This is a genomic window from Rudaea sp., assembly GCF_036383415.1.
Classification (GTDB): domain Bacteria; phylum Pseudomonadota; class Gammaproteobacteria; order Xanthomonadales; family Rhodanobacteraceae; genus Rudaea.
Window position 1 is genome coordinate 1 of the sequence record NZ_DASVOK010000503.1, and the last position, 3,366, is coordinate 3,366.

Annotated in this window: 4 protein-coding genes and 1 pseudogene; 3 read left to right on the forward strand and 2 right to left on the reverse strand. The window is 66.3% G+C overall.

Translation table 11 applies throughout. The features are described 5' to 3' along the window. Nucleotides 1-363: DUF2066 domain-containing protein (locus tag VF497_RS18265; protein WP_330891464.1), on the reverse strand; the 363-nt coding region annotated here is incomplete at its 3' end. Nucleotides 364-550: 187 nt separating this feature from the next. On the opposite strand from VF497_RS18265, the gene purM reads away from it, so the two are divergent. The 3 genes from purM to VF497_RS18280 all read left to right on the forward strand — a co-directional run bounded on the left by purM (nt 551) and on the right by VF497_RS18280 (nt 3,011). Next, nucleotides 551-1,567 carry a phosphoribosylformylglycinamidine cyclo-ligase gene (purM, locus tag VF497_RS18270; RefSeq protein WP_330891469.1) on the forward strand — a complete coding sequence of 339 codons (1,017 nt, stop codon included), beginning with the start codon at nt 551-553 and terminating at the stop codon, nt 1,565-1,567. After that, the gene (purN, locus tag VF497_RS18275; protein ID WP_330891466.1) at nt 1,564-2,226 is read left to right on the forward strand and encodes a phosphoribosylglycinamide formyltransferase; all 663 of its coding nucleotides are present in this window, start codon (nt 1,564-1,566) and stop codon (nt 2,224-2,226) included. Before purM ends, purN begins: the two co-directional genes overlap by 4 nt. A gap of 101 nt (nt 2,227-2,327) precedes the next feature. Beyond that, nucleotides 2,328-3,011 (forward strand): DUF6134 family protein, encoded by a 684-nt coding sequence (locus tag VF497_RS18280; RefSeq protein ID WP_330891467.1) that lies wholly within the window; start codon nt 2,328-2,330, stop codon nt 3,009-3,011. A 40-nt stretch (nt 3,012-3,051) separates the two neighbouring features. On the opposite strand, the pseudogene VF497_RS18285 reads toward VF497_RS18280, so the two are convergent. Continuing rightward, nucleotides 3,052-3,366, reverse strand: a pseudogene (locus VF497_RS18285) (hypothetical protein); the annotation flags it as partial.

Genomic DNA, 3,366 nt, shown 5'->3' on the forward strand with positions numbered 1-3,366 from the left:
GGCAGTGGCCGCCGCGGGAGCAGGCGCGGCGGGCGCAGGCTGATCGCGTACGAGTGCATCGATCTGTGCACCGTCGAACTGCGCAACGAGGAGGAATTTCGCCGGCGCCTTGGCCGGATCGGTGTTCGGCTGGTAGCTGTAGCTGCGCGTGTAACGCTCGGCGCGGGTCAGCGCACGCGCAACCTCGGGGCGTTTGAGCACGTTCGCATCGCCCTTCGCCGCCTGGGTCACTGCCTGGCCGAGCGCGACGCGCAGTGCCGCGGCGCGATCCTGGTCGGACTGCGAGGCGACCGGCGCCGTGCCGGTGTAAACACCCGCCGCCACGGCAAAAACCGGCGCGAGGCCGACAACCGCCAGCAGCAACGATCTGAAAATTCGATGATTCCCTCGATTCACGAAATCCTTCCTGCCCGGCATGCCGGATGCATTCCCGGCCATGCTGCAAGATAACAAATTTGGATCGCGGCCGTGAAATCGCGGTCTACGGTATCATGCGCGCCCGTTCCGGCCGACTTTCCCCACGCTCAACATGTCCGCAGAAAAAGAATCCCTGACCTATCGCGCCGCGGGCGTGGACATCGATGCCGGCGAAGAAGTGGTCGAGCGCATCAAACCGCTGGTCGCGCGCACCTTCCGCAAGGAAGTGATGGCCGGGCTCGGCGGCTTCGGCGCGCTGTTCGAGCTGGCCGGGCGCTACAAGGATCCTGTGCTCGTCTCCGGCACCGACGGCGTCGGCACGAAATTGAAACTCGCGCAGCAGCTTGGCCGCCATGACACGATCGGCATCGACCTGGTCGGCATGTGCGTCAACGACGTGCTCGTGCAGGGTGCCGAGCCGCTGTTCTTCCTCGACTACTTCGCCACCGGCAAGCTGCACGTGGACACGACGGTCGCCGTCGTCGGCGGCATCGCCAAAGGCTGCGAGCTCGCCGGCTGCGCGCTGATCGGCGGCGAGACGGCCGAGATGCCCGACATGTATCCGCCCGGCGAATACGATCTCGCCGGCTTCAACGTCGGCGCGGTCGAGAAGTCGGCCCTGATCGACGGTTCGAAGATCCAGAAAGGCGACGCGATCATCGGCATCGCCTCCTCCGGTCCGCATTCGAACGGCTACTCGCTGATCCGCAAGATCGCCGCGCGCGCCGGCAATCCATTCGACCTCGATCTCGGCGGCGTCGCGCTCGCCGACGCGCTGATGGCGCCGACGACAATCTACGTCAAACCGATTCTGGAATTGCTGAAAGCACAACCCGTGCACGGCATGGCCCATATCACCGGCGGCGGCCTGACCGAGAACATCATCCGCGTCGTGCCCGACGGGCTCGGCATCGCGCTCGACAGCGCGACCTGGAAGCTGCCCGCCGTGTTCGACTGGCTGCAGCGCGAGGGCAACGTGCCGCAGGCGGAAATGTGGCGCACGTTCAACTGCGGCATCGGCTATACGCTGATCGTCGCGCGCGACCAGGCGGCAACGACGCTGCAACGCCTCGCCGCGCTGAATCTCGCTGCGTGGACGATTGGTGAAATCGTGCCTGCACGCGGCGACGAGCGCGTGCATATCGCGTGACCGCGCGCCATCGCGTCGTCGTCTTCGCTTCCGGTCGCGGCAGCAACTTCGCCGCACTCATCGAGGCGCAGCGACGCGGCGAGTTGCCGATCGACATCGTCGCCCTGCTCTCCGACAAGCCGGCGGCGCCGGCGCTCGCACTCGCACGCGCTGCCGGAGTCGAAGCCGTTGCGCTGAGTCCTCGCGAATACGCCAGCCGCGAGGATTTCGATCGCGCGATCTTCGCGCGCGCCGCGCAATTCGCGCCCGATCTGATCGTGCTCGCCGGCTACATGCGCATCATCGATCCGGCCGTCGTCGAGCGATGGCGCGGGCGCATGATCAACATCCACCCCTCGCTGCTGCCGAAGTATCCGGGCTTGCACACGCATGCGCGCGCCATCCAATCTGGCGACGCCGAGCATGGGGCGAGCGTGCATTTCGTCACTCCGGAACTCGATGGCGGCCCGGTGATCGCGCAGGTCAGGTTGCCGATCTTCGCCAGCGACACGGCCGAATCGCTGGCCCGGCGACTGTTGTCGCTCGAACACCGCCTGCTCGTCGCGGCGACGCGGCTGGTGGCCTCCGGCGAGATCGCACTGGACGACAATCGCGTCGTGCGCAACGGAAAACCGCTCGCCGCGACGCTGCATCTGGGCGCGGACGGAGAACTCGGCTGACGTTTTCGATCATTGCGTCCGATCATTGCTGCGCGATACCGGTTTCGTTCAGTCGGCGCGCGGCAGACTGCCTGCGCGTTTCCCACGATATCGAAACTGTCATGCGCAATATCACCCTCGGATTTGTTCTCGTCCTTGCTGCAGGGGCCACCCAGGCGGCCGAACTGAAGCCGGCCAACGCCGTCTACACGGTCACCCGCGACGGCTCCGCGATCGGCGATTCGAATTTCAGCCTGAAACAGAACAGCGACGGTACCTGGACGCTGACCAGTGAAACCAAAGGCACTTCCGGCAAGGCGCGCCTGCTCGGAATCGATGTGCGCGAGGAGTCGGTGTTCCGCTGGAACGGCGGCAAGCCGCAGAGCGTGGTCTACGACTATCACCAGAATTCGATGATCAAGAGCCGCACGCGCCACATCGAATTCGACGCCGCCGCTCAGCAGGCGCATTCACAGGAGAACAAGGACCGCTTCACCTACGCCACGCCACCCGGCACGACCGACCGCGGCACGCTGCAGTTGCTGCTCGCCTCCGCGGTGATCGAAGGAGCGCACGAGGTCGACGTGCCGGTCGCGGTGCGCGACCGCGCGGAGCAACAGCGCTACGCCGTCGCCAAAAGCGAAGCCATCCAAGTCCCGGCCGGCAGCTTCACCGCCACCCGTGTCGAACGCAGCGACGGCAAGGCGATCAACTGGTACGCACCCAGCGTCGGCCTGCTGCCGGTCAAGGTGCAGCAGATCTCCGGCGACGGCTCGACGGTCGTTCTGGAACTGAAGCAGAGGTAGCGTTGCCCCGATCGGCGAGGGGCAGAACGCCGCCGCGCGTTCACTTCGCGTCGATGTACCCGTGCAAGCGCTCGACCTGATGCGAGAGCACGCCATCCACGTCACCGCGAATCGCATCGAGACCGCCGCGCAGATAGCCGCTGACGAGATAACTCATGTCGACTTCGCTGCCGTTGCCGTCGCGCTTGATCGTCCAGGTCATCACCGCGGTCACCGGCGCGGCCTGCAGCGGACCGAGGCCGCCGGACAGGCGCAGCATGCGCCCGGGCATCGCGGTGAGCACGGTCATGTGCTGCACGCTGCCGCCGTCGGCGAGTTGTTCGCACCAGCAGCCGCCCGCGCGCGCATCGAGCGA

Bases quoted from the DNA above. Each gene is read 5' to 3' on its own strand.
- VF497_RS18280 (WP_330891467.1), top strand. From the start codon at position 2,328: ATGCGCAATATCACCCTCGGATTTGTTCTCGTCCTTGCTGCAGGGGCC.